This is a genomic window from Anaerocolumna sp. MB42-C2 (assembly GCF_030913705.1).
Classification (GTDB): Bacteria; Bacillota; Clostridia; order Lachnospirales; family Lachnospiraceae; genus Anaerocolumna.
Window position 1 is genome coordinate 5,790,263 of record NZ_CP133190.1, and the last position, 23,830, is coordinate 5,814,092.

The following is a 23,830-nucleotide window of genomic DNA, read 5'->3' on the forward strand; positions in this document are numbered from 1 at the left end:
CCGTATTAAATACTGGATAAACAGCCGCTTTAGTAAATTATTGCGGCTGTTTTAGCAGAAGTTCTTAGCATATTATTAATTAATATATATCACGATTTTCCAGTTTATAGTCCACAATGGATAATTTACGGATGATGTCAATTCCATATGGACATTTTGGCATACAGATACCGCATTTCGTGCAGCAGTTCGCTTTCACTTCAATTTTAGAATAAGCCAGTTTTGCCTGTTCTTTATTACCGAACCAGAAGCGAAGTCTTTCTTTCAATGCGAAATCGGAAGCGTTGGTTACGATTCCATCACCCATTTGCCGGTCGAAATATCCTTCACATTTAAAAATTTCAGGAATCGGGAGACCTTCCGGGCAGGGCAAACATTTATTACATTGTCGGCATACATAATTACCTAATTCTGGAGCATCCAGATAAAGTTTTTCTATTTCTTCCTGTGACATAGGTTTAAAATCCTGAACATATTTTAAATCAGTCTCAAGCATTTCACGGTTATTAATACCTGTAACAACCACAGAAACAGGCTGATTAAGAGCATAGCGGAAACCATTTGCGGCAGAACGCCATAATAAACCGTCTGCGATCGGTTTCATTAATATAATTGCCGTTTCTTTCTCATGAGCTAATGGTAATAGTTCATTCTGAATTTCAGGATAATTAAAATGGTCATAATAGTTAATGGTTGTCATAACTGCATCAAAAGGATATTCCTTCAAGGCTCGGATTAAGACGTCCGGCTGCCCATGCATGGAGATACCAATATGATTTATTTTACCCTCTTCTTTTGCCTTACGGGCGCCCTCTAAAGCACCGCCAGGACCAAGGATGGTATCTAACTCCGCCATAGTTCCTACAGCATGCATTATAAAAAGATCAACATGGTCCGTACGAAGGTTTTTCAGACTTCTTTCCAGAGATTCCAGACATTTATCTTTCGTTCTCTCCCCGGTTTTAGTAGCCAGTATGTAATCTTTGCGTCTATGGGAAACACTGTACCCGATTTTTCGTTCGGATTCTCCGTCACCATAACTGGCTGCAGTTTCTATATAATTACCGCCTGCATCCAGATATTTATTTAATAGATATTCTGCTTCTGTAACGGGTATTTCTAATAAATGAAAACCTCCAAATCCTAAAATTGATGTTTGTAAACCGGTTTTACCAAATGCTCTTTTTTTCATGATTTTCTCCTTGTATTAGCAAAATACTTTTGCGATTTGTAGAAGCTGGCAGATTACCAATTTTACTTCTATTATAGTATAATAAAGAGTCGAATAAAACATGATAAATGCATAAAAATATATGAATTTTTTGTTGAAATAAATAGTTACAAGTCAAGAAAGTAATTCCTTAACATCCATACATATAATTTAATAAACAGGGAATACTAGTAGAGTAACTTATTACTATTTTTTATAAAGGATTGATAAGATGGAACAAGAAGATAAAACTCCGGGAATTAAAATAACGACTACAGGTACCAATTTAGTAAAAGAACAAATAAAATCTAAAAATAACAAAAACAATTTAAGTGATGTATCAGCCATTGTTCCAAGAGCGGGATATTACCCTCAAAATGAATGTAATCCTGATAATAATGATTTTTTTGAAGAAAGAAGCAACCCTTTAAGCAGTAAAGGGAATTAAACAAAGATGCCCTGTGTTTTTAGTAATCCAGCCGGAGTGACCAAACCATTTATTAAACTGACCTCTTTTCACCTACACCCCAAATATTTTTATATATAATTATAAAAATGCTTGGGGTGTATATATTTGTATAAAATCCATTTATTGTTGTGTCAACTGTTCGATAAAATATTTGGCAGCAGAAGATAAAGGAATATTACTATTATAGGCTGCTACTAATTTTCTGGTGGGCAGGTTTTCACTTACTTTCATGGTTACCAGTTTGGATTGGTCTTTTAAACAGAAATCCGGAATAAAAGCAATACCAAGACCTATCTTTGCTAAATCAATTAATAAATCGTTGCTGCTGAGTTCTATGGCAGGTACTAAATCAAGAGAATGCTGTAAAAATAAATTGTGAAGAAATTCACTGGTAGTTGAGTGTTTTGTTAACATCAGGATTGGATACTGCAATAATTCTTCCAGGAAATAGGATTCTTCCTTAATTGGAAAGAAATCGGAATTGCCGATAAAAACATCCTGAAATTCCAAAATTGGTTCAATATACATACTGTTAACCAAAGCTGAGTTTGGAGAGTTGGTAACAATAATATCAACTTCATTAGCCTCTAGCATTTTAGCACATTGAAAGGAAGTACCATTGGTTACTTTTATGTGAATATCCGGATACCTGCGATGAAAATCTTCTAAAAAAGGGACAAGAAAATATCTGCATATGGTATCACTGGCTCCCAGACGCAACTGACTTTCACCTAAAGCAGCAGCTTCTAAAAGCTGGTTTTCACCCCGGCTGATTAAATTAATCGCAGGTTCTATGTGTTTAAATAAGAGTTCTCCCTCTTTTGTAAGCGTAACTTTTTTTGTGCTGCGAATAAAGAGAGTCTGGCTTAAATTAGTTTCTAATACTTTGATTGACTGACTCACTGCGGACTGAGATATAAAAAGTGATGCGGCAGCCTCTGAGAAGCTCAGGGTTTTTGCTACATAATAAAACACTTTATATAATTCATAATTTATATCCATGTTGAGTCTCCTTTCTATGCTATCTGGTTGGTATTATCTCTAACCAATAGCCATCCGGGTCACTTATAAAATAAATGCCCATAGCTGTATTTTCATAACAGATGCAGTTCATTTCTTTGTGCTTTTTGTAGGCGGCATCAAAATCATCTACAACAAATGCCAGATGAAATTCATTATCCCCAAGATCATATGGATGGTCCCAATCACTAAGCCAGGTTAATTCCAGGAGGTGGGAGGTTTCATTATCTCCTAAAAAAACAATGATAAAACTGCCGTCCTCAGGCTCTATTTTTCTGGTTACCTTAAGACCTAATGCATCTTGATAAAATTTAATAGAATCATCCAGATTGATTACATTCAGGTTATTATGTGCAAATTTAAATTTCATAATTCGTTCCTCCGTTTCGGCGCTTTTATTTTTTTGTGTCTCACTCAATATTCAGTTTTCAAGACAGAATAATATCTGCGTTTTAAACATAATAAGTTATATACGGTTATATTAAAAAAATCTGGCCTTCTTCTTTTATATCCACAATCCGATTAAAATATTCCTTGGAAATTTCCATATTTTTAAGTTTAGAAATAATAGTATAATCTTTCCAAAAATGCATAGGAAAAGCATGTACGGTTTCGGTTGATTTCATAAAATAATCAAAACCCCACCAGAAACGGTCTTCCTGTCTTGGATCAAGAGGAAGAAATGCTGCATCAAAAAAACGGCCTTTTATTTTGAATATTTCTTTTTGAAAACGGTCGGTCATGTCTGCATATTCCTCTTTCGTTTCACCCTCCCAGGACCACCAGTTTAAATCCCCGGCATGATAAATTACCTTGCCGTTAATGGTAACGATAAAGGCAACTCCCTCATCCGTAGAAGTCAATGTCTCTACCAGAAGACTGGAAGATTTATCATCCGGGGATAAATCAGGGTACCCGTCTTCGGTGTTGCTATTTATTGGATAAGTTTCAATTACATTCTTGTTGATATAATGAATATTAGGCCGTATACTTTCCGGAATATTCTTTCGATCCATATAAGATTTATTCATACGTATATCACTGGATAAGATGAAAGTAATTTCAGGATAGATTTTAGCCAGTTCAAAAATTTCAAAATTAAAATGGTCCTGATGTTTATGACTGGAAAAAACAAAAATATGTTTTTTCTTATCAAATAAAGGGATCATTCCTTTATAATAATCAAAAAGCATAACTGCAGTTTCTGTCTCTGCACAAAAACCGCTATGATGAATATAAGTTATTTTCACAGGACACCACCTCCCAGGATACCGCACAGATTACTTACCTTATATTATTCTACCTCAAAGACTGTCATTTGTATAGATGGAGAATGGCAAAGTAAGCCAAACTGTACATAAAAACCGTTACTGTTCACTCCCCCTGCAAAAAGCAGCAGTTTTGCGAACAATAACACGCTTTGCGATGCACACAAAAGACGAAGACAGCGTTTTGGCGCTGCAATTCTCCGGTTTTCTGTGACTTTCGCCACGCACACTCACAAAAATCACGTCGCGTTTATTGTCTGTGAACAGTAACTAAAAATCAACACTTTGTATTAGCACTGCTTATTAAAAGGTTTATATATATTAATTTCTTTTATAAAAGGTATTATGCTATAATAGTTGCAGAAACTTATGTGATGAATGATGTATGGAAAGGATAATAACTATGAGCAGCGTAAAGCGAATCTATGTAGAGAAGAAAAACCCCTATGCTGTAAGGGCAAAAGAATTATTCGATGAAATAAAAAGCTATCTTGGTATGAGTAACTTAAAACAAGTAAGGGTTTTAATCCGTTATGATATAGAGAATGTCAGTGATGAAACTTACAGGAAAGCTTTAGGAACTGTTTTTTCCGAACCGCCTGTTGATATGTTATACGAGGAGTCTTTTCATAAAGAGGAGAAAGATAGAAGCTTTACTGTTATGTATTTACCCGGACAGTTTGACCAGAGGGCAGACTCTGCGGAGCAGTGTGTAAAATTGTTAAATGAAGAGGAAGATCCCATTATCCGCTCTGCTACAACTTACGTTTTATCCGGAGATATCAGTGAGGAAGATTTTAATAAAATAAAAGCTTATTGCATCAACCCGGTTGATTCCAAGGAGACCGATGAGGAAAAACCGGTAACATTGGAAACAATATTTGAAGAACCTGCAGATGTACTAATTTTTGACGGGTTTATTTCTATGCCGGAAAATAAATTACAAGAGTTATATCAATCCCTTAACCTTGCAATGACTTTTCAGGATTTTCTTCATATCCAGAATTATTTCGCCAAAGAGGAAAAACGTGATCCATCCAAAACCGAAATCCGTGTGTTAGATACCTATTGGTCGGATCATTGCAGACATACCACCTTTTTAACGGAGTTAAAGAATATACAGTTTGAAGATGGATTCTATAAAGAACCCATATATAAAGCTTATGAAAACTATCTTTCAGACCGTGAAGTTTTATATAAAGGCAGGGAAGCCTTATATAAAAGCGATAAATATATCTCATTAATGGATATTGCATTAATGGCCATGAAGAAATTAAAAGCGGACGGCAAATTAGAGGATATGGAGGTTTCCGATGAGATTAATGCCTGCTCTATTGTTGTACCGGTGGAAATTGACGGTAAAACGGAAGAATGGCTGGTATTCTTTAAAAATGAGACCCATAATCATCCTACGGAAATCGAGCCTTTTGGCGGCGCTGCAACTTGCCTTGGAGGAGCGATCAGGGATCCCCTGTCCGGAAGAGGATATGTCTATCAGGCTATGCGTGTAACCGGTGCGGCTGACCCTACGGTATCTCTGAAAGATACCTTAAAAGGTAAACTGCCGCAGAGAAAAATAGTAACCGGTGCAGCTAACGGTTATAGTTCTTACGGTAACCAGATCGGGCTTGCAACAGGTTTGGTGGATGAAGTTTATCATCCGAATTATGTTGCTAAAAGAATGGAAATAGGTGCTGTTATGGGAGCTGCTCCCCGTAAGAATGTAATCAGGGAGAATTCCGACCCGGGCGATATTATTATTTTATTGGGGGGAAGAACAGGAAGGGACGGCTGTGGCGGAGCAACCGGTTCATCCAAAGTTCATACTACCGAATCGATTGAAACCTGTGGAGCTGAAGTGCAGAAAGGAAATGCGCCTACGGAAAGAAAGTTACAGCGTTTATTCCGCAGGGAAGAAGTAAGCAGATTAATTAAAAAATGTAATGACTTTGGTGCGGGCGGTGTGTCGGTAGCCATTGGTGAATTAGCGGAAGGTCTTCATATCTATTTGGATAAAGTTCCGAAAAAATATGCGGGACTTGACGGAACTGAACTTGCAATTTCAGAATCACAGGAAAGAATGGCTGTGGTTGTAGATAAAAAAGATGTAGACGGTATGCTTACCTATGCAGAAGAAGAGAATCTGGAAGCAGTGGTAGTTGCAGAAGTTACCAAAGAGCCGAGGCTGGTAATGTTATGGAGAAATCAGGAAATTGTAAATATTTCAAGAGCTTTTCTTGATACCAACGGAGCTCACCAGGAAGCGGAAGCTCTGATAACTCTGCCGAGAACTGAAGAAAATTATTTTAATAAAGAAGATTACAGTAATATTGATATAAAAGATAAATGGCTGCAAACCTTAAGAGATTTAAATGTATGCTCGAAAAAGGGTCTGGTAGAGATGTTTGACAGTTCTATCGGAGCAGCTACCGTAACCATGCCCTATGGCGGTAAATATCAGTTAACCCCGATTCAAACTATGATTGCTAAATTACCGGTATTAAAAGGCAACTGTGATACCGTGACCATGATGAGTTATGGTTTTGATCCTTATCTCTCAAGCTGGAGCCCTTACCATGGAGCCGTTTATGCAATTATTTCTTCCGTTGCTAAAATAGTTGCGGCAGGCGGTGATTATAAGAAAATTCGTTTCACCTTCCAGGAATATTTCAGAAGACTCGGAAACGATGCAAAACGCTGGGGAGAACCTTTGACTGCCCTTTTAGGCGCTTTTGATGCGCAGATGAAATTAGGGCTGCCATCCATCGGCGGTAAAGACAGTATGTCCGGTACTTTTAATGATATTGATGTACCGCCCACATTAGTTTCCTTTGCAGTTAATGTAGCAACTATTCACGATGTTATTACACCGGAACTGAAAACACCTGGCAATGTACTTGTTAAATTTGATATAGAAAAAGATGCATATGATCTGCCGGTTTATGAACAGATTAAAAAACTCTACGATAAGATTCAGACAATCGCCAAGGAGAATGTATTAGTTTCTGCTTATGCATTGGGCGGACATGGTATAACGGAAGCTGTAAGTAAGATGGCATTTGGTAATAAACTGGGCATCCGGTTAGAACAAGGGTTAGATAAGAAAGACTTATTTGCTCCCGCTTACGGCTCCATACTTGCAGAGCTTAAGGAAGAAGATCTGACTAAACTGGACAGAATTAATTTATCATATCAACGAATAGGTGAAGTAATAGCCCAGCCTAAATTTATTGTGGATGATACGGAAATAACCATAGATGAAGCTTTATCTTATTGGACGGCTACTTTAGAGAAAGTATTTCCGACCCGTTCTGTGTTAGAACCTGAAATTAAGAATAAGAAGATAGATCCATATTTATTTGATGCAAAGTCTGTTTATATTGCAAAAAATAAAGTAGCGAAACCTAAAGTGTTCATCCCGATATTTCCAGGAACCAACTGCGAATATGACAGTTTAAAAGCTTTTGAACTGGCTGGGGCCAAGGTAACTGCCACTGTATTTAAAAATCTAAATGCAGAGAATATCAGGGAATCCGTAGAAGCGTTTGAAAAAGGAATTAATGAGGCACAGATTCTAATGTTTTCAGGCGGTTTCTCTGCCGGAGATGAACCGGATGGTTCCGGTAAATTTATTGCTACTGCATTCCGTAATGACAGGATTAAAGATGCTGTCAATAACCTGCTTAAGAAAAGGGATGGTTTGGCATTAGGTATCTGTAACGGTTTTCAGGCTTTGATAAAATTAGGTTTAGTACCTTATGGTGAAATTACTCCTCAAAGAGAAGATTCCCCCACGTTAACAACGAATAATATCGGCCGCCATATCTCAAAATCCGTGTATACGAAAGTGGTATCCAAGAAATCCCCATGGCTTACCGGGGCAGAACTAGGCGGTATTTATGCAATTCCTGCATCTCATGGTGAGGGCAGATTTGTTGCAAATGAGGAATGGATCAAGAAATTATTTGCAAACGGCCAGGTAGCTACCCAGTATGTGGATATGGATGGAAATCCTGCTATGGATGAGGATTATAATCCTAACAGCAGCTATTATGCAATTGAGGGAATTACAAGTCCTGACGGCAGAGTACTTGGCAAAATGGCTCATTCCGAAAGAAGAGGTCATGGTGTGGCAGTAAATATTTATGGCGAACAGAACCAGTATATCTTTGAATCCGGTGTAAATTATTATAAATAAATTATGATACAAATGATTCGATATCTGTAATTAGATGTAGTGAAAAAGATATAAATGTATAGATATAAATGATTAGTTATATATGATTAGTTAGGGTATATAATTATATATAATGAATTATCTATTAAAAATTATGATATAGATTTTAAGAATTAATAATAGAAATTAATCCTATGCTGCTGTAAATATGAATTTTTTATGAATATTTACAGCAGTTAATTTATTGGTAACTTTATAAGCCTGGTATACGTAAAATTTATAATTAAAGATTGAATCCTGTCGATATTTCTGATATAGTGAAATCACATAAAAATTGGATAATTGCAGTTATTTACTAAGGCTTAAGGATGGAATGAAAATTATGAATCAATTATTATCCTTTCTATCAACATTAGCAACTGTTATATATTTATTCGTAGGATTTAATACTTATAAATTAAATAAAAAATCAAGAGATGGTTTCCTGTTTTTGCTCTTAACTTTATCCCTTTCCGTTTGGTCCTTTGCTTACTCTTTTGCTTATACGGCTGAAAGTAATCTTGTATTTTCCGTTTGGATGAAAGTGTCTGCAATTGGCTGGTGTACTTTCCCAACGCTTGTCTTATTTTTAGTTTTATCAATAACCAACAACCCGGTTTTAGATAATACGATATACAAAGTATTAATTTCGTTTCCTGCTTTCTTCTTAATATTTATGGAAGTTTATTTATTAGGACCAACAGTCGGTACTTCAGATTTTTTGTATCGTTTTTTTAATTATGGAGATTCCATTTATAGTAACAGCTATGTAATTCTAAGTATCATATTAATCTATCAATGGGGTAAAAAATCGAATAAATCAATACAAAAGAAGCAGGCAAGAATTATTATAATTACCGGTGTTATACCATTTCTGATCGACATTTTTACACAAACTATTTTACCGCGGATACTTCATATTGATTTGCCTAATGTAACTCAGATATTTGTCTTAATTATGTTATGGGGGATTTATTATGCAGTAGTTAATTATAATTTTTTAATGGTTTCCAACGCCCTGATTGTTAATGAGTTATTTCATGAAATATTGGATCTGACCTTTCTAATCGATTTGAACGGAAAAATTATCAGGACGAATAAACAAGTACTTAGTTTGCTTCATTACGACTTAATTGACTTGATTAGTACCTCTATTACAAAAATCATCCCGGAGGAAAAAATAAATAATCTAATTAAAAAATCCGATCAGATTAAGGACACCATAAAATTGAATCAGGTTATCATACATACGAAAAAAGGGGAACCTATTTTATTAAATATTTCTATTACACCAATACGGGAATCAAGAAATAATTTATTATTAGGTTTTTTAATAGTCGGGCAGGATATCAGAATGATCGAAGAATTAAAAAACGAAATAAATAATCACAAAAAAACTGCAGAAAAGTTAACAAAGAGTGAAGAATTATTTCGAACCGTAACGGAAACCATACCATTTGGTATTGTAGTTACGAACAAAAATGATAATACCCTATTATACATTAATAAAAATGCAGAAAATTTGTTCCAAATCGATTATGACAATATGTTAGGTAAAGATGCCTATAGTTTTTATAAAAATCCTCAGGATAGATTTCAACTTATTGAGGATATAACGAAAGGATATGAGGTTAAAGATAAAGAAGTATTATTTAAACGGGGCGATAATTCGGTTTTTACAGGACTAATCACAATGGTACCCGCTGTTTATAATGATAAGGAAGTTCTGCTTTCCTGTCTTGCCGATATAACGGAGCAAAAAATATTACAGCAAAATATCGTTAAATCAGAAGAAATGTTAAGTAAATTAATGGATTCTATTCCTGATCTGGTATTAGTCTGTGATATTAATGGAGATATTACTTATATTAATAAAAGTATCAAACAGATATTAGGATATGATCTGCAAACGGATGATGTACCTAAAAATGTTATTTGTTTTCTGGATGAAAGTGACAAGAAAATAGCCGGAGAAAATATGAAACGGATATTAGTGGAAGACATAGGTCCAGTGGAATATAAGTACATTAAAAAAGATGGTTCTTATATTGTTGCTGAAGTTAATGGTACGGTGCTGTGTGATAAATCGTCAGAGCCGTTCGGTTATGTTTTTGTTGCCAGAGATGTCACAGAAAGAAAAAAGGTTCAGGATGCCCTAAAAAGAAGCAAAGAAGAGATTGAAAAAGTTAACAGTGAATTAAGAATCAGTAATTCCTTATTGCAGGAACAATCCATAAGAGATGGTCTGACCAATCTGTATAACCATAAATTCATCATGGAATTATTGGAACAGGAAATAGGCAAGGCCTTAGATTATAAGACCAATTTGTGTCTGATGATGTTAGATATCGATTTTTTTAAACGTGTAAATGATACTTTTGGACATCAAATCGGTGACAGGGTTTTAAATGTAGTATCCAAATTAATTCAATTAAATGTCAGGGATTATGATTCTATTGGACGATACGGCGGTGAAGAATTCATGGTTGTGCTGCCGGATATAAAATTAGAGGATGCATATCAAATAGCTGAAAATATAAGAAAAGGAATTCAAAATTTTAAATTTACAAAAAAGAACCTGAATGTTACAATCAGCATAGGGCTTACGGAATTACATTCTGAAGAAACTAAGACTTTTGTAAATCGTGCTGATACACTTTTGTATCGCGCAAAAGAAAATGGTAGAAATCGTACGGAAGTATCATAAAATAATAATATAGAGAGGTATGGTGGGGATGATGACTATTAATCGCAGTAAAGTAGTAATTATCGGAGCGGGTTTAGTTGGTTCTTCTACAGCATTTAGTTTGATAACACAGGGCGTATGCGATGAGGTGATGGTGGTTGACATAAATAAAGATAAAGCCCGGGGTGAAGTAATGGATTTATGCCATTGCGTAGAATACTTGAACCGGAATGTTAAGGTGAGCGAAGGAGATTATAAGGACTGCGGTGATGCGGACATTGTAGTTATCACTGCAGGTGCGCCTCCTAAGCCGGGTCAGACAAGGTTAGATACGCTGGAATTATCAGCAAATATAGCTAAATCTATTGTTGGTCCGGTTATGGAAAGTGGTTTTAGGGGACATTTTCTTGTGGTTTCCAATCCGGTCGATATAATCGCCCATTATGTCTATAAATTATCCGGATTGCCAAAGAATCAGGTGATCGGAACAGGTACGGCAATGGATTCCGCAAGGCTGAAATATTTCCTTGGAGAGTTATTCAATATAGATCCAAGAAGTATTCAAGGTTATACCATGGGAGAGCATGGAGACAGTCAGATGTGTCCCTGGTCCCATGTTACGGTAGGTGGTAAGAGAATCTATGATATTCTGGAAGATAACAAAGAATTTGACAAAGTTAATCTTGAAGAAATTGTCAAAAGGATTACACGGGTTGGATTTGATATCCTGGAAGTAAAGGGTACTACCTGTTATGGTATCGCAACGACAGCAGCGGGAATTATTAAGGCTATTTTAAATGATGAAAACAAAATAATACCTGTTTCAACCCTGCTAGAGGGTGAATTCGGTGAATATGATGTATTCTGCGGAGTACCGGTAATCTTAAACCGAAGCGGAGTAAAAGATGTGGTAGAAGTACATCTGACTGAAGCTGAAAAAGTTAAGTTCAAGAATTCAGTTAAAGTAATCAGGGAATATACGAATAAACTCCTAAGTTAATATAAAAGTAATGCATTGTCAAAACTATTTGAAAATCGGCCGGAAAGAGGTTAACTCTTTTGGCCGATTTTTACTGTTTAAAGATATTTAATGATTCGAGCGTCAATAGGTCAATTTAGTGTTTTGAATGAATACGAGCGAGTGAGAAAAATTATAAGAATATGGAAAATTTGTGATTGAGTAAAAATAATATATCTGTATAATGATTGAGATATTATATAATTTAGAGATTACAGAAATCAAAAAACGTTACTGCAAATTGTAAGGGAGAAAGAGGTATATTGGAAAGGAGCTCTTTCCCCCTTTTATGCAATAGAGATTAAGTCCTGCTGTATAAGGTATAAGGTCCAATGATATATAACAGAGTATGAAATGGGTATATTTGACATATTGCATTTGAAATCATTCCTACAAAATGATAACATTGAATTACGCTATCTATTTCGTTTAATAATTATTATTCATTATAACAGAAAGTAGGTTCTCTATGAAACATTTATTAAACCGGCTGAACCGGTTTGACACCATATTTCATCGTTTAATTATATCCTTTACAGGTATCGTTGTAATTGTAGTTCTATCAATAAGCGGGTTTTTAACCGTACAATTTTCCATTCATTATAATCAAAAGGTAGAAAATTTGGAGAGATATCGTCTGGAGCACCTGGGGAACCTGATTAAAGAATATCTTTTTGAAGAACCAAACCGTACGATAATGGAGATTACCAGCTTAGGCAATAAAGACAAAGGAATTCAGAAGTTCTTGCACTATCCCATGAAAAATGATTATTACAGGGCAACGGAACTGGATAAATATTTACAGGTCATAGATGCTCAAAATGTTCCTAATATTGAGAATATTGAACTATATGTATTAATTAATGATATATGGATATCGACCCAGAGTGGTATCAGATATACGAATAAAGATTCAGAAGCATTTTTAAAATCATTGGATATATTTGAATGTGAAACCAAATATCAGGATAAAAAACGCTGGATGTCAAGCCGTATAATTAAAATGGATAGTGTAGAGATCCCCGTATTTTCTTTTACTGCCGGATATCCTCTATATACTCAGGAGCAATCTAAATTTAAGGGATATGTAATCATTAATGTGCGTCAGGAAATAATAAGAAATCTTTTAAAAGACTTCTTAATAGGAGACCTGGATTCAATTGCTATCATGAATCTTAATGGCGATATTATTACGTTGGAAGGTGAGAAAAACGCATTTAACTCTTTAGTGGAAAACAATAAAGAGTTTGTCTTGAAAGCATTATCTAATAATGAGAACCAGAAAGACAGTAAAATCGATGATTACATCATCACTGTCCAGCCGATAGGAATAAAAGACTGGAGAATCGTAAAACTGAATTCTGCAAAAGATTATTATAATGAAACAAGATCAATACAAAATAAGGGTATATATTTTTCTATTATCGTTATGGTAATTGGGCTGATTCTGTCTTTTTATTTTGCAAGAACTTTATATAAACCTTTCTATTTGATTATGGATAAATTAAAGAAAGTAAAACTTAATAAAAAAATAAAAGAAAGTGAATATTACTACATTGACAGGGCCATTGATGAATTATATGATTTGGCAATTATAAAGGAAGAAGCTTTATTAAAAAATATTAATATTATTAAAAATGATTTCATAATCAATCTTTTATCCTCAAAGTATGTAAATAAAAACGATATTGAGGATAAGCTTCAATTTTTGGGATATACGGAAAATTGGAATTATAATCATTTGCTTATGATTAGGCTTCACCCCAAAATATATGACCGCTCAGATGAACTGACAAGAAATTTAGTTACTTATAACATGATACAATTTTTTGACGGTTATGCCAGTGGAACTGTACGGTGCTTATCAGCAGATTTATTTGACGGCAAGATTTGCGTTATTATTTCTACCCAGGATGAGGGAAAAGAACAATTAAAAATCCTAAGAAAAAAATTTACCGATTATATGAAAATCAATTTCTCGGTAGATCCGATTATCCTGCAAAGTGGTAAGTTTTCTGATTTTATGGACGCTAATAAGGCTTATAATACATTATTAAAAATATTGGATTATATCTATTTTATGCCACATACCTATTTTGTTGATTGGGAAGATATTGAGGATAAGCTTGTCAACCACAGTAAAGGGATCGACCCTAATTTTGAAGTATTCAGTGAAGCTTTGGTCACGAGAGATTTGGAACGGATAGAGAGGGTACTTAAGTGTTTTATAGAAGAAGCAAGTATGCTTACTGCACCAATTGAGGATTTAAATGGTTATATACTTAAATATGTATTTTTATACAATTATTTCTTAAGAGATATCAGAAAAGAAAATAAAAGCGAGCAAGAACAGCTATTTAAAGAGATTAATGACCAGTATAACAGCGAAGATTTCTATTTTTGGTTTATCCGATTGATTAAAAATACATTTACTGAGTTATCCAAAACAGAAAATAATCCAACTTTAACCGTTGTTGAATTGATTGAAAAGGTTATTATGGAACATTTATGTGAGGATTTATCCCTGGAATATATTGCAGAGAAGGTTTATTTGAGCCCTAAATATATCAGCCGTATATTTAAGGAAGAAAAAGGGATAAATATTACTCAATTTATAACTGATTGTAAGCTGAAAAAGGCCGTGAAATTATTGTCGGAATCTAATATTTCACTGGAGCAGCTGATTAAGCAGGTAGGTTTTAGCAGTACTAATTACTTCATAAAAAAATTTAAAGAAAAATATTCGATAACACCCGTACAGTATCGTAGAAATGCTATAAAATAGCCTTACTATAAAAAGTAGAATATTTTACATATTGTAGAAAGAATATAACGGTTTTTTTCGTACCTTTTTAAAAGATGTGGAAAAATTATAAAAATATGGAATGTTTATGATTGTGATGGGAATAGCAGGCAGCTAATATTAAAGTGTAACGTTACAAAAAAAGTTGAATGGGGGTAAAAAATGTTTTTGAAGAAATGCAGGATGGAACTGCATTCAAACAAATGGTTATATCTAATGTTTCTGCCTGTATTCATATGGTTTATGGTGTTTTGTTATTTGCCTATGGGGTGGATGATTATAGCATTCCAGAAATTTGACATTGTTAAAGGTATTAAAGATAGTACTTGGGTCGGATGGCAGAATTTTGAAACTGTATTTAAAGACCCGTATTTTTTCAGATTGTTAAAAAATACACTTCTGATGAATGTTTATGGTTTGATTTTTGGATTTCCGCTGCCTATTATACTTGCCATTGCTTTTAATGAAATTCAACGAAAGAGGTTTAAAAAAGTTACCCAGACAATCAGTTACTTACCTTATTTTATATCATCGGTTGTGGTAATGTCCATGGTAATTAATTTTCTGTCTCCTGACGGTTTGGTGAATATGGTTTTGAATAAGTTTGGTATGGATAATATTTTATTTCTACAGATTCCTAAATATTTCAGAACTATATTTATAAGTACAGGAATATGGCAGGGTACAGGGTTTAGCGCTATCGTTTATATGGCAGCATTAGCAGGTATTTCAAGTGAACAATATGAAGCGGCAACGGTTGATGGTGCGGGTAAGTTTCAAAAAATGCTTTATATAACCTTACCGGGTTTGGTACCAACCATAGTTATCATGCTGTTAATCAGTTTGGGATCCATTCTGAATGTAGGACATGAGCGCATCATACTTATATATAATCCTGCGATTTATGAAACAGCGGATGTTTTTAATTCATACGTTTATAGGGAGGGTATTTTAAATCACCGGTATGGTTATACACAGGCATTAACTATCTTTCAAAATGTAGTAGGATTTGTATTGGTATATACTGCGAATAAGATAACCAGAAAATTGGATGGTACAACTTTATGGTAAGGAATCGGAAAGAGGTCTGTTATGAAGCATAATAAAAATATTGGTGAAACCGTATTTGTGGTGATATGTTATGGTATTGTTATTTTTGTGTGTATTGTAACATTATATCCGTTTCTGTATTTACTGTCTGCATCAATAAGTTCATCAACAAGTGTTATGAAAAACGAGGTGGTTTTACTGCCCAAAGAATTTACCTTGAGAGCGTATCAGGTCGTAGTACAATACAAAGGCATTTGGAGTGCTTATCTTAATACGATATACTACACAGTATTCGGAACAATATTAAGTTTGGGGCTTACTATACTGGCTGCATATCCACTCTCTAAAATGCGGTGGGCACCAAAACGTATAATGGGACTGTTTGTTGTTTTTACTTTATGGTTTACGAGCGGTATGATTCCTTTCTTTCTGGTTATGCATGAACTTAAACTAACGGATTCCAGGTTGGGGATATTATTGTATCCGGCGATTAATGCTTTGTATATCATTATTTTGAGAACTCATTTTCAGGGGCTTCCCATGTCACTGGAAGAATCGGCGAAACTTGAGGGTGCAAATGATTGGCAGATACTTAAGAAAATTATTGTACCTTTATCAAAACCGGTATTGGCAGCAATAGGACTGTATTATGCTATAGCACGATGGAATTCATTTTTTTGGGAAAGTATTCTGCTGACGGATGATAAAAGAGTACCGGTTCAGGTTCTGCTGCGGCGGATCATTATTTCCAGTCAGTTAGGCCAGGATATGGCAGCGGCGCTGTCACGGGGTGAGGCGAGTGTACCTGTTACAATTAAGTTCGCCACAATTATAATAACAACGCTTCCAATTATTGTACTATATCCTTTCTTTCAAAAGTATTTTGTAAGTGGTGCGCTGGTTGGAGGTATCAAAGAATAAGCAAGTTAAGAGGAGGTTATTATGTATATTAAGATGCGTAAAATATTAGGAGTTTTATTGGTTTTTACTTTATCAGCCAGTTTATTAGGTGGATGTGCTAAAGACAAAGATACCGGTGTAAGTAAGGTGGAAAACAACAAGGAAACAGTTACTGAACAAACACCCGCTGAGGGAAAAGAAACATCGGACAGACCGGTTAAAGTATCAATTTATGTACCAAGCCGTCTGCCTGATAAAATCTATACAAAAGATACCATGACATTTAAAACCTTAGCTGAAAAATGTAATATGGAGTTTGATATTGAATCCGTGTTCAGTGCACAAGCAGCGGAACGATTTGATGTAATCATATCCACCGGGCAATTACCGGATATCATGGCTGGTGATAAACGTGATATTAATACCTATGGAATGTCAGGAGCATTTATGCCGTTAGATGATTTAATTAACCAGTATGCTCCCAATATTAAAAAATACTTGGTAGATAACAAAGATGTATTGGCAGAGACTGTAGCTTCTGACGGAAAGATATATGCGATTCCTATGTTATCGGCTGTTCGAACAGCGATGGGTTATAACATCCGTCAGGATTGGTTGGACAAATTAGGGCTAAAAGCACCGGTTACGGTAGAGGACTGGTATAATGTTTTAAAAGCTTTTAAAACGAATGATCTAAATGGCAACGGAGTTGGGGATGTTACTCCACTGGTTCTGGATCGTGCCTGGGAGGCTTATTACATGAATTTCGCTGATGCCTGGGGTATTGAACTGAATGAATGGAATGATTTTTGGATGATCAGGGATGGAAAAATAGTATTTGCACCTATTCAGCCTGAAACCAAAGAATTTCTGGCAACTATGGCAAAATGGTATAAAGAAGGGCTCATTGATCCGGAATTTATAACCCGTGAGGATACCAACAATTACCATATATTAAATAATAAAGCAGGGGCCACCTGCTACTGGACGGGTTATATCGCAGGTCAAAATGTGAATGCAGAGGTATTAGCCAACGATCCAAATACAAATTGGCAGGTTATTCCGCCTCCGGTACTTAAAGAGGGGCAGGCACCAAAAACTTTTAGTCAGCAGGCTCCCATTGTTAATATTGGAAGTTGGGCAATTTCAAGTTCTTCGGTGAACGCTGTTGATATTATAAAGATGTTTGATTATGTATATAGCGATGAGGGTGCTTTGTTGTTTAACTTTGGTATTGAGGGAGAAAGCTACGAGATGGTTGATGGCCAACCTGATTATATGGATTCAGTAAAAAATGCAGAGGGCGGTTTGGTTAATTGGATCCGGGGAAATGGTCTCCAGGCATTGATTGGAATGAGACAAATGCCTGAATATGAAGCGGCTTCCTGTGCAAATGAAGATGTAAAAAGGCAATTATTCGACTATATAGAAAAGGATTATTTTTACCCGATTAATCCCGAGTTAACTTTAACGGAAGAAGAAAAAGAAATATATGATGTTAAAATGAGTTCTATTAAGACGTATGCTCAGGAAGAATTGCTTAAATTTTTTATTGGTACCAGACCGATAGATGAGTTTGATGCCTTTATAAGCAGAATTAATGAATTAGGTGTAGAAGAGATGGCAGTGTTAAAAAACCAGGCTTATGATAGATATAAAGCCATAGCTGAATAGATTAATGTTCTTGAAACCAGATAAAAAACCAACTTTCAAATATATCAGAAAGTTGGTTTTTTAATATCCAATAAATAATTAGGCAGTTATTTAGGATGAGATAGGGTATAGAAATATCAGGTGGTCAGTGGCAAAAAATAGCCTTGGCTAGAACTATGTCTAGGGATATTGCCGAAGATGGTACATTTGATGAAATGATGAAAGAGAAAGGTTTATTTTATGATATGTATATAAGCCAATGTTATGGAGTTTAAATGAATAGCCACATTTATTACTATTTAATGATTTTCTTGACATGCCCTAATATCATTTTATAATACAAGTATGAACAGAAACCAGAAGAATAGTGCCCTAAATAACTATCAGTATATTTTACATTAGTTTTTAGAGTTTACAAGGAAACTGCTCTCTTATGAATCCGTTATACTTAAAAAGTTTAGTTATTATGTAACATAATAACTAAATAGGACTCTTATATGTGAAAGGAGGTTTATTATGGCTCATCTAAAATTTGAAGAAGTTTATGAAATGTATTTTAAAGATGTATATAAGTTTATGTTATCCATTTGTCATAACGAACAAATGGCTGAAGAAATAACACAAGATACATTTTATAGAGCTATGCAAAATTTTGAACAATTTAGAGGTGAATGCAAAATACAGGTTTGGTTATGTCAAATTGCAAAGCACACATACTTTAAATATAAAAAAAAGCAATCAAAAATGGTTGACATGTACGATATTCAAGAAAATTATGATGAGTCGATTGAAGTTACTTATTTGCAAAAAGAACGTATTTTTGAGCTCCATAAAGTATTGCATTGCTTATCAGAGCCTTATAAAGAAGTATTTTCGCTTCGAGTATTTAGTGAATTATCTTATAAAGATATAGGCGTATTATTTTCTAAAACAGAAAGCTGGGCCAGAGTTACATTTCATAGAGCAAAGTTGATTGTAATAAATAAATTTAAGGAGGAAAATAATGATGAAGATATCTTGTAAAATAATTGAAGACTTAATACCTTTATATTTTGATAAGGTTTGTTCAGAAGAAAGTAGTAAAATGATAGAAGATCATATCAGGGAGTGTGCTCATTGTTCGCAAATTTTAAAAGATTTACGGACAGAAACGTCTATAAATTGCACTGAAATAGAAGAAAATATAAAAAGTAGTACAGTTCTAGGAGGGTTTATAAACAAATATAAAAAATCTATATTTAAGGCTTTTATAAATGGATTAATTACATCTGCTATAATATTTTCTTTCATTATTGGAATTTACTATTCATTATTTGATTATCAAGGAAGTATTGTACCCAAAGACCAAGTTTCAATTTCAGGATATATGATTGGAAAAAATCAGATTTCATTTAAGCTAGAACCATTAGACGGATATTGTGGGGGTAATATAAAAACTAGTATCGATGAAGATGGTAATTTGTATATTGCGATATATCGAACCTTTATTAAGGAAAGACTAAGAGAGGATGAGAATGAAATAATGAATTATGGATTTAACCAGTCCATTAAAAACTATAATGCTGTATATTACGGTACACCAGGAGAAGCAAAGTTATTATGGAAGAACGGTCAAACGTTGCCTAAGGCAACTGAAGACAATTTTTAAAAATAAATGAAAAATTGTAACGAATTTAATCTAAGGTACTCGTATATATGTAAAAACAAACTTTAGGGATTACGGGAGTATGGTTTACTCTAATTCATATGCAGCCAATGAAAAAATGGAGAAAACACAAGATGTTGCAGATATGAATTATTCACAAAATCTAACTGAAGAAGAATTACAGATGCATAAACTTATTAATGAAAGCATTTATAAAGAGGTCGAAGAATCACTTAAGCCATATTGTGAGTATGGTTTAAGCTATAACTCTAATGAAAATCAATTATATTTTAATAACAATCCTATTAAATGCTTTGTAGATAACACTGCAACCGATGGCTCATTTTATGGGACTGAACATCATTGTGAAGCAGGAGTAGGAGGTGTGATAACAAAAAGAGATACTAACGGAAATATAACTGAGTTGACATATCTGGATGACGATAAGCTAGATGAATATCTGAGCACTGGATGGAAAACATCATCTAAATGATAGTTCTTGAAATAAGTAAGAAACTCAAAATCTGGGGCTATTATGCTTATTATTTCGAAATTAGGACTAAGTATTTATTCAGAATAAGGAAGATTTTATTAATGAAGTGAAAAAAATAAATTATAAGATTAAAATTGAAAACTAAGAAATTATTGATAGTATTTGTAATAAATGACAAACAATAATCCATGAACCATAGTTTAGGCAAGGATTCCAGCCTTTACAGTAATTCATGGATTTATTAATTAATTAATTAAGATTCCAAAATATCTAAAACTTACTTTATCCTACACACTCTGTCTTTGAGCGAGGTATCTTTTACATTCTATTGGTTTCCAGAAGTTACAGTCGTTTATCAAAATATAATAATGAAAAAAATTCTATCGCATTGTGAAAACCGATGAAAAGTAGACCATAAATCAAAACACGATTAAAGGTAAAGGTAGTTTGAATATCAGAAAATATCGATACGATATCTCCAATCGCTATTAAGACTATAAGAATATAGTTTGAAAAATTCGCTGCATTATTCCCTTTATTCTGGATCAGTTGCCAACGTTCGTCTTTTTTGTATTCAACTTCTTTTTTAGCCTTCCACAGATAAAGAGAAAGAGTAATACCAGTAAAAACAATAAGAAAAAATAAAATAATAGTTTGTTCATTCAACGTTTTTGCCCTCCCTGTGTTCAAAAACTTCATTAATTGAAACATTAAATACTTCTGCAATTTTAAAAGCTAATTCCAATGAGGGAGTATACTTGTACTTCTCAATTGATATAACCGCCTGGCGGGAAATTTTTAGCATTTCAGCTAAATCAGCTTGTGTCCAATCACGTTCTGCTCTTAAGACCTTAATCCGATTCTGTATCAATGTATTACCTCCTTGACAAAATGTAATCTGTTGATTACTTCTGTATTGTAATCAACAGATTACATTTTGTCAATAGTTAAATACGCTAATTTAAGGGTATTTATTTATTCTATATTTTTTTACCGGATTTATAAGTAGTATTAAATAATAGTATATTGACATGTGTTATATGGTGTTATATACTGTTATATATTGAAGGAGGTAATTAATGGAAATATTAATAAGCTTCAAAAGCAGTGTTCCAATTTATGAACAGATTGGAAATCAAGTTAAAGATGCAGTATTAAAAGGAGATTTAAAAGAAGGTGAAATATTACCATCTGTACGAGGGTTGGCAAAGGATTTAGGAGTTAGTATATTAACCGTCCAGAAAGCATATGATGTCCTTCAAAAGGATAGGATTATTGAATCGGTAAAAGGAAAAGGAAATTATGTAAGGTGTGAATATTTCAATAAAATTGAAGACGAACAGATACAAATTTTTGAATCACATGCAGAAAAGTTGGTTTTGGAAGCAAAACGGCGAGGATATTCAAAAGATGATGTTATAAAATTAATAGAGATATTATTTGATTAAAAGATGCTGATTTAATTATAAAAGAGCATAGCATGTAAAGTTGAAAGGTAGAGATATGGAAAATATTTTGGAAATCAACAATGTTACAAAAAAATATAAAACCTTTGAATTAAAAAATGTAAGTTTTTCCTTAATTGAGGGAAGTATTATGGGGCTGATAGGTGTTAATGGTGCAGGCAAAACTACCATTATATCATCTATTTTAAATATTCAGCAATTAAATTCAGGTAATATTAAGTTGTTTGGTAAGAAACACAATAAACTGGATTTGAGGGAGAAAGAAAATATTGGTGTGGTTTATGATGAAAATTGTTTGCCCGATGAATTAAATTCATGGGAAATTAACAAAGTTTTCAAAGGAATATATAAAAATTGGAATAGTGATACCTATGAAAGTTACCTAAAAAGATTAGATATTCCAAATAATAAAAAAATTAAAGAACTTTCCAGAGGAAATAAAATAAAATTGAATTTAGCTGTAGCATTGTCACATGGAGCACAACTATTGATTTTAGATGAAATTACAAGTGCTTTGGATCCGATTATGCGAAATGAAGTATTAAAGATATTTATGGAATTTGTTCAGGATGAGAAGAGAAGCATATTACTTTCTTCACATATAACAACTGATTTGGAAAAAATAGCTGATTATATAACGTTTATAGATAAAGGTAATATTGTTTTTTCAGAAGAGAAAGATATCCTGATGTACAATAATATCATTATTCGATGCAAAAATATAGAGTTTGAAGAACTAGATAAGAATAGTATTATAGCAAGTAAAAAATCTGAAAATGGAGTAGTAACTCTGGCAAAATCAGATTTACGTTATTATTGCGAAAAAAAAGGATTGGTATATGAAGAACCGACAATTGATGAGATAATGTTACTTTTGGCTAAGGAGGATAATTGATGAAAGGGTTACTTTTAAAAGATTTTTATAATATAAGAGGAGTTTTAAAAACATATGGTGCTATTTTGATATGCTTATTTGTTTTTTGTTTTGTAACCAAAAAAGAAGTAATAATAGGGATTATTCCTGTTTTGATATTAAGTACTCTTATTACTACTACATTTAGAGTTGATAATCGTGTTTGTTGGTCTAAGTATGTTACTGTTTTGCCAGTAAAAAAAAATACAGTAATTATGTCGAAGTATATATTATTAGTATTACTAACCATTATAGGAAGTCTGCTGGGTATCATCCTTTCTTTACCTTATTTATTTATAGAAAGTGGAAAGTTAGCGGTTGTAGAACAGGTTGTTTTAATGGGAATAAGTATATCTTTATGCTCAGGTACATCACTAATAATAGTAAATTGCTTAATTGAAGAATCATCGGAGAAATTGGAACTATTTACTATAGTTGCTTATATGATATCCGCGGTTGTTGTTATGGGTGGATATAAAGCAGTAAGTAGTATAATTAGAATAAAAGGTGTTTTAGGCTGGGGTGTATTTTGTATGATTATATTGGCCTTAAGTATCTGCGCAGAGCAAATTTTATCCGTTTATTATTCTTACAGTTCAGAAAGATTAAAGTCTGAAAGACTTATAAATCGAGGGCTCAAGAAGCCGAGAAGATAAAAGTTATAAGGAGGATATGAGATGAAAGGTAAGACATGGAAGTTAGTTTTATGCATTTTAGTATACATATTTAGTGCATTATCAACAGCGATAGGTTATGGCCTTATGGGGGAAATTACCATTTCGCTATTTGTCAAATTGGTGTATGGAATTATTTTTATATTAAATCCATTATTAGTAATTCAGTTGATAATAATTTTGTATAAAAAGGAAAATTAATATCAGTTAAGCATAATATATTATTTTGCCTGTAATTCAATTTAGAAAAGGTTTCATAAACGGCTTATTGTTCACGATGCCATATTTTGGATCACCTACTTTCAGTGATATGAATAGAAATGGCAGATATACCATACAACAACTA

The 23,830-nt window shown here is 33.7% G+C and carries 21 protein-coding genes; 15 read left to right on the forward strand and 6 right to left on the reverse strand.

The genetic code is table 11. The annotated features are described in order from the left end of the window. Positions 1 to 79: 79 nt before the first annotated feature. Complete coding sequence (locus RBU59_RS25515; RefSeq protein ID WP_308145289.1) at positions 80 to 1,192, reverse strand: aldo/keto reductase; 1,113 nt, start codon at positions 1,190 to 1,192, stop codon at positions 80 to 82. A 250-nt stretch (positions 1,193 to 1,442) separates the two neighbouring features. Here RBU59_RS25515 and RBU59_RS25520 point away from each other — a divergent pair, with 250 nt between their 5' ends. Beyond that, positions 1,443 to 1,658, forward strand: coding sequence for a hypothetical protein (locus RBU59_RS25520; protein WP_308145290.1), 216 nt, complete (start codon positions 1,443 to 1,445; stop codon positions 1,656 to 1,658). 141 nt (positions 1,659 to 1,799) lie between these two features. On the opposite strand, the gene RBU59_RS25525 is transcribed toward RBU59_RS25520, so the two are convergent. The 3 genes from RBU59_RS25525 to RBU59_RS25535 all read right to left on the reverse strand — a co-directional run bounded on the left by RBU59_RS25525 (position 1,800) and on the right by RBU59_RS25535 (position 3,949). Then, positions 1,800 to 2,681, reverse strand: coding sequence for a LysR family transcriptional regulator (locus RBU59_RS25525; RefSeq protein ID WP_308145291.1), 882 nt, complete (start codon positions 2,679 to 2,681; stop codon positions 1,800 to 1,802). Between the two features lie 19 nt (positions 2,682 to 2,700). Next, a complete protein-coding gene (locus tag RBU59_RS25530; RefSeq protein WP_308145292.1) occupies positions 2,701 to 3,069 on the reverse strand; it encodes a VOC family protein in 369 nt (122 codons plus the stop codon). 106 nt (positions 3,070 to 3,175) lie between these two features. Continuing rightward, positions 3,176 to 3,949 carry an MBL fold metallo-hydrolase gene (locus tag RBU59_RS25535; RefSeq protein ID WP_308145293.1) on the reverse strand — a complete coding sequence of 258 codons (774 nt, stop codon included), beginning with the start codon at positions 3,947 to 3,949 and terminating at the stop codon, positions 3,176 to 3,178. Between the two features lie 421 nt (positions 3,950 to 4,370). On the opposite strand from RBU59_RS25535, the gene RBU59_RS25540 reads away from it, so the two are divergent. From RBU59_RS25540 to RBU59_RS25585, 10 genes are all read left to right on the forward strand, one after another. Then, positions 4,371 to 8,165 (forward strand): phosphoribosylformylglycinamidine synthase, encoded by a 3,795-nt coding sequence (locus tag RBU59_RS25540; RefSeq protein WP_308145294.1) that lies wholly within the window; start codon positions 4,371 to 4,373, stop codon positions 8,163 to 8,165. A 361-nt stretch (positions 8,166 to 8,526) separates the two neighbouring features. Next, positions 8,527 to 10,890 carry a diguanylate cyclase gene (locus RBU59_RS25545; protein WP_308145295.1) on the forward strand — a complete coding sequence of 788 codons (2,364 nt, stop codon included), beginning with the start codon at positions 8,527 to 8,529 and terminating at the stop codon, positions 10,888 to 10,890. 28 nt (positions 10,891 to 10,918) lie between these two features. Further along, positions 10,919 to 11,869: an L-lactate dehydrogenase gene (locus RBU59_RS25550; RefSeq protein WP_330698410.1), complete on the forward strand. Its 951-nt coding sequence runs from the start codon at positions 10,919 to 10,921 to the stop codon at positions 11,867 to 11,869. A 487-nt stretch (positions 11,870 to 12,356) separates the two neighbouring features. Then, complete coding sequence (locus tag RBU59_RS25555; protein WP_308145296.1) at positions 12,357 to 14,672, forward strand: AraC family transcriptional regulator; 2,316 nt, start codon at positions 12,357 to 12,359, stop codon at positions 14,670 to 14,672. Positions 14,673 to 14,852: 180 nt separating this feature from the next. Then, complete coding sequence (locus RBU59_RS25560; RefSeq protein ID WP_308145297.1) at positions 14,853 to 15,761, forward strand: ABC transporter permease; 909 nt, start codon at positions 14,853 to 14,855, stop codon at positions 15,759 to 15,761. Between the two features lie 21 nt (positions 15,762 to 15,782). After that, positions 15,783 to 16,661, forward strand: coding sequence for a carbohydrate ABC transporter permease (locus RBU59_RS25565; protein ID WP_308145298.1), 879 nt, complete (start codon positions 15,783 to 15,785; stop codon positions 16,659 to 16,661). 21 nt (positions 16,662 to 16,682) lie between these two features. Next, positions 16,683 to 18,314: an extracellular solute-binding protein gene (locus RBU59_RS25570; RefSeq protein ID WP_308145299.1), complete on the forward strand. Its 1,632-nt coding sequence runs from the start codon at positions 16,683 to 16,685 to the stop codon at positions 18,312 to 18,314. A 495-nt stretch (positions 18,315 to 18,809) separates the two neighbouring features. Continuing rightward, positions 18,810 to 19,316 (forward strand): RNA polymerase sigma factor, encoded by a 507-nt coding sequence (locus RBU59_RS25575; protein ID WP_308145300.1) that lies wholly within the window; start codon positions 18,810 to 18,812, stop codon positions 19,314 to 19,316. Next, positions 19,297 to 19,941 carry a zf-HC2 domain-containing protein gene (locus tag RBU59_RS25580; RefSeq protein ID WP_308145301.1) on the forward strand — a complete coding sequence of 215 codons (645 nt, stop codon included), beginning with the start codon at positions 19,297 to 19,299 and terminating at the stop codon, positions 19,939 to 19,941. Before RBU59_RS25575 ends, RBU59_RS25580 begins: the two co-directional genes overlap by 20 nt. Before the next feature lie 79 nt (positions 19,942 to 20,020). Next, positions 20,021 to 20,431, forward strand: coding sequence for a hypothetical protein (locus RBU59_RS25585; RefSeq protein WP_308145302.1), 411 nt, complete (start codon positions 20,021 to 20,023; stop codon positions 20,429 to 20,431). A 342-nt stretch (positions 20,432 to 20,773) separates the two neighbouring features. Here RBU59_RS25585 and RBU59_RS25590 read toward each other — a convergent pair whose 3' ends face one another. Next, the gene (locus tag RBU59_RS25590; RefSeq protein WP_308145303.1) at positions 20,774 to 21,097 is read right to left on the reverse strand and encodes a hypothetical protein; all 324 of its coding nucleotides are present in this window, start codon (positions 21,095 to 21,097) and stop codon (positions 20,774 to 20,776) included. After that, positions 21,090 to 21,302, reverse strand: coding sequence for a helix-turn-helix transcriptional regulator (locus tag RBU59_RS25595; protein ID WP_308145304.1), 213 nt, complete (start codon positions 21,300 to 21,302; stop codon positions 21,090 to 21,092). The genes RBU59_RS25590 and RBU59_RS25595 overlap by 8 nt, the downstream gene beginning before the upstream one ends. A gap of 208 nt (positions 21,303 to 21,510) precedes the next feature. Between RBU59_RS25595 and RBU59_RS25600 the strand changes: the two genes are divergently transcribed. Genes RBU59_RS25600 through RBU59_RS25615 form a run of 4 tightly spaced genes read left to right on the forward strand, consistent with a single transcriptional unit; the run spans position 21,511 to position 23,685 of the window. After that, positions 21,511 to 21,879 carry a GntR family transcriptional regulator gene (locus RBU59_RS25600; RefSeq protein WP_308145305.1) on the forward strand — a complete coding sequence of 123 codons (369 nt, stop codon included), beginning with the start codon at positions 21,511 to 21,513 and terminating at the stop codon, positions 21,877 to 21,879. A gap of 55 nt (positions 21,880 to 21,934) precedes the next feature. Further along, on the forward strand, positions 21,935 to 22,792 hold the full coding sequence (locus RBU59_RS25605) for an ABC transporter ATP-binding protein (RefSeq protein ID WP_308145306.1): 858 nt from the start codon (positions 21,935 to 21,937) through the stop codon (positions 22,790 to 22,792). Further along, complete coding sequence (locus RBU59_RS25610; RefSeq protein WP_308145307.1) at positions 22,792 to 23,466, forward strand: ABC-2 transporter permease; 675 nt, start codon at positions 22,792 to 22,794, stop codon at positions 23,464 to 23,466. Before RBU59_RS25605 ends, RBU59_RS25610 begins: the two co-directional genes overlap by 1 nt. Positions 23,467 to 23,487: 21 nt before the next feature. Continuing rightward, positions 23,488 to 23,685: a hypothetical protein gene (locus RBU59_RS25615; RefSeq protein ID WP_308145308.1), complete on the forward strand. Its 198-nt coding sequence runs from the start codon at positions 23,488 to 23,490 to the stop codon at positions 23,683 to 23,685. Positions 23,686 to 23,830 lie beyond the last annotated feature (145 nt).

What these genes read in the sequence shown, in the direction of transcription:
- RBU59_RS25515 (WP_308145289.1), bottom strand. Translation starts at nt 1,192, where the DNA reads ATGAAAAAAAGAGCATTTGGTAAAACCGGTTTACAAACATCAATTTTA.
- RBU59_RS25520 (WP_308145290.1), top strand. Translation starts at nt 1,443, where the DNA reads ATGGAACAAGAAGATAAAACTCCGGGAATTAAAATAACGACTACAGGT.
- RBU59_RS25525 (WP_308145291.1), bottom strand. Translation starts at nt 2,681, where the DNA reads ATGGATATAAATTATGAATTATATAAAGTGTTTTATTATGTAGCAAAA.
- RBU59_RS25530 (WP_308145292.1), bottom strand. Translation starts at nt 3,069, where the DNA reads ATGAAATTTAAATTTGCACATAATAACCTGAATGTAATCAATCTGGAT.
- RBU59_RS25540 (WP_308145294.1), top strand. Translation starts at nt 4,371, where the DNA reads ATGAGCAGCGTAAAGCGAATCTATGTAGAGAAGAAAAACCCCTATGCT.
- RBU59_RS25545 (WP_308145295.1), top strand. Translation starts at nt 8,527, where the DNA reads ATGAATCAATTATTATCCTTTCTATCAACATTAGCAACTGTTATATAT.
- RBU59_RS25550 (WP_330698410.1), top strand. Translation starts at nt 10,919, where the DNA reads ATGATGACTATTAATCGCAGTAAAGTAGTAATTATCGGAGCGGGTTTA.
- RBU59_RS25555 (WP_308145296.1), top strand. Translation starts at nt 12,357, where the DNA reads ATGAAACATTTATTAAACCGGCTGAACCGGTTTGACACCATATTTCAT.
- RBU59_RS25560 (WP_308145297.1), top strand. Translation starts at nt 14,853, where the DNA reads ATGTTTTTGAAGAAATGCAGGATGGAACTGCATTCAAACAAATGGTTA.
- RBU59_RS25565 (WP_308145298.1), top strand. Translation starts at nt 15,783, where the DNA reads ATGAAGCATAATAAAAATATTGGTGAAACCGTATTTGTGGTGATATGT.
- RBU59_RS25570 (WP_308145299.1), top strand. Translation starts at nt 16,683, where the DNA reads ATGTATATTAAGATGCGTAAAATATTAGGAGTTTTATTGGTTTTTACT.
- RBU59_RS25575 (WP_308145300.1), top strand. Translation starts at nt 18,810, where the DNA reads ATGGCTCATCTAAAATTTGAAGAAGTTTATGAAATGTATTTTAAAGAT.
- RBU59_RS25580 (WP_308145301.1), top strand. Translation starts at nt 19,297, where the DNA reads ATGATGAAGATATCTTGTAAAATAATTGAAGACTTAATACCTTTATAT.
- RBU59_RS25585 (WP_308145302.1), top strand. Translation starts at nt 20,021, where the DNA reads ATGGTTTACTCTAATTCATATGCAGCCAATGAAAAAATGGAGAAAACA.
- RBU59_RS25600 (WP_308145305.1), top strand. Translation starts at nt 21,511, where the DNA reads ATGGAAATATTAATAAGCTTCAAAAGCAGTGTTCCAATTTATGAACAG.
- RBU59_RS25605 (WP_308145306.1), top strand. Translation starts at nt 21,935, where the DNA reads ATGGAAAATATTTTGGAAATCAACAATGTTACAAAAAAATATAAAACC.
- RBU59_RS25610 (WP_308145307.1), top strand. Translation starts at nt 22,792, where the DNA reads ATGAAAGGGTTACTTTTAAAAGATTTTTATAATATAAGAGGAGTTTTA.
- RBU59_RS25615 (WP_308145308.1), top strand. Translation starts at nt 23,488, where the DNA reads ATGAAAGGTAAGACATGGAAGTTAGTTTTATGCATTTTAGTATACATA.